The organism is Streptomyces bobili, assembly GCF_002154575.1.
GTDB classification, from domain to species: Bacteria; Actinomycetota; Actinomycetes; order Streptomycetales; family Streptomycetaceae; genus Streptomyces; species Streptomyces bobili.
In genome coordinates, this window is record NZ_MUBA01000769.1 from 424 (window position 1) to 2,016 (window position 1,593).

The following is a 1,593-nucleotide window of genomic DNA, read 5'->3' on the forward strand; positions in this document are numbered from 1 at the left end:
AGGCCGCGGTCCTCGACCTCGACGGCGAGCCCGGAGGTGACCAGGTTGGCGCGCAGCAGGACCTGGGTGTGCGGGGCGGAGAACACCGTGGCGTTCTCGACGAGTTCGGCGAGCAGGTGGATGACGTCGGCGACGGCGTGCCCGCGGAGTTCGCCCTCGACCGGCGGGACGAGTTTGACCCGCGAGTACTGCTCGACCTCGGCGATCGCGGAGCGCAGCACCTCGGTCATGGAGACGGGGTTGCTCCACTGCCGCCGGGAGACGGCGCCGCCGAGGACGGCGAGGTTCTCGGCGTGGCGGCGGATGCGGGTGGCGAGGTGGTCGACGTGGAAGAGGCCCTTGAGGAGGTCGGGGTCCTCGATCTCGTTCTCCAGCTCGTCCAGGGTGGAGATCTCCCGGTGCACGAGGGACTGAAGGCGTCGCGCGAGGTTGACGAAGACCTCGAGTTTCTGTTCGCTGCCCGTCTGGCTGGAGAGCTGTGCGGCCTGGACGACGGCGGTGACGGCCCCGTCGTGGGCGCGGGACAGGTCGGCGGCGAGCAGCTCGAACTCGTCGGCGTCACCCGGCGGGCCGCCACCCGTTGTGCGCTGCGGCGGGGGGTCGCCGCGGCGCAGCCCGTCGAGGAGGGCGCGCAGGTCGGCCTCGCCGCGCGCGCTGTTGCGGCGCAGGGCGGTGATGCGGTCGCTGACGGTGCGGGCGGCCCGGTCCGCGGCCACGGCGGCGACGACGATGCCGACGCCGGTCACCGCGACGGCTCCGGCGAGTACGGCCCACAGGACCGGTCCCGGCCGGGCGCCGGTGGAGCGCACGGTGAACAGGACGACCGCGCAGGCGCTGAGGGCGACGGCGGTCGGGGGCAGTACGGCGAGGCGCACCAGCTGCGGCCGTATGTGCGTCTCGGCCGGTGCGGGTGCGGGGCGGGATACCGGTCGTCCGTGCCGTCCGCCCTCGCGGCGGTCTGCGCGTGCGGCCGGTGCGCGGAGGTGAGACATCGGTGTCCTCGTACTGTCCGTCGGGCCTGGGGCTCGCGTGGGGTGCGTTCCTCGGGCTCGCGCCATCGCGGTGTCGGTCGGGGGAGCGAGAGCCCTGCTGCGCCCTCTCGCTCCACGGCCACTGACAGTAGTTGCCAACCCATGATGCGCGAGGGGCAGTTGGCAAAGTCCCCCGGTGAGCGTCCCGCTCTGGTATGAGGCTTCGTACGACAGACCGATAAACCCGCGAGGGGTCTGGACAGTTGTGGCGCGGAAGTTGATCAGACCTGGTCAGAGGTGTTCGGAAACGGGCGACGGGGGCCGGGGAGCTGTTCGCTCCCCGACCCCCGTCGTCAGGTGGGCCGGTCCGGTTCGGGCGCCCCGCTATCCCGCCGGGACGACCTCCGGGGTACCCCCGTCCTCGGCCGCACCCTTGGAAATGTCACGCACCGTATCGGCCATGGCCTTGGCTTCCGGCAGCACGTCGGGCCAGCCGCCCGCCGGAGCGAGCGCCACTGCACGCCACCAGGGCTCGCAGGGCACGGTCTCGGCGGCCGGTTCGAAGGGCTCGCCGGGGCGGGGCAGCGCGATCCGGGTACCGGCCGCGCGCGCGGCGGCCAGG

Annotated in this window: 2 pseudogenes; both read right to left on the reverse strand. The window is 73.4% G+C overall.

The window, feature by feature from the left end:
• A pseudogene (locus BZL64_RS37425) lies at positions 1 to 992 on the reverse strand (ATP-binding protein); the annotation flags it as partial.
• 363 nt (positions 993 to 1,355) lie between these two features.
• Positions 1,356 to 1,593 (reverse strand): annotated as a pseudogene (locus tag BZL64_RS41720) (MBL fold metallo-hydrolase); the annotation flags it as partial.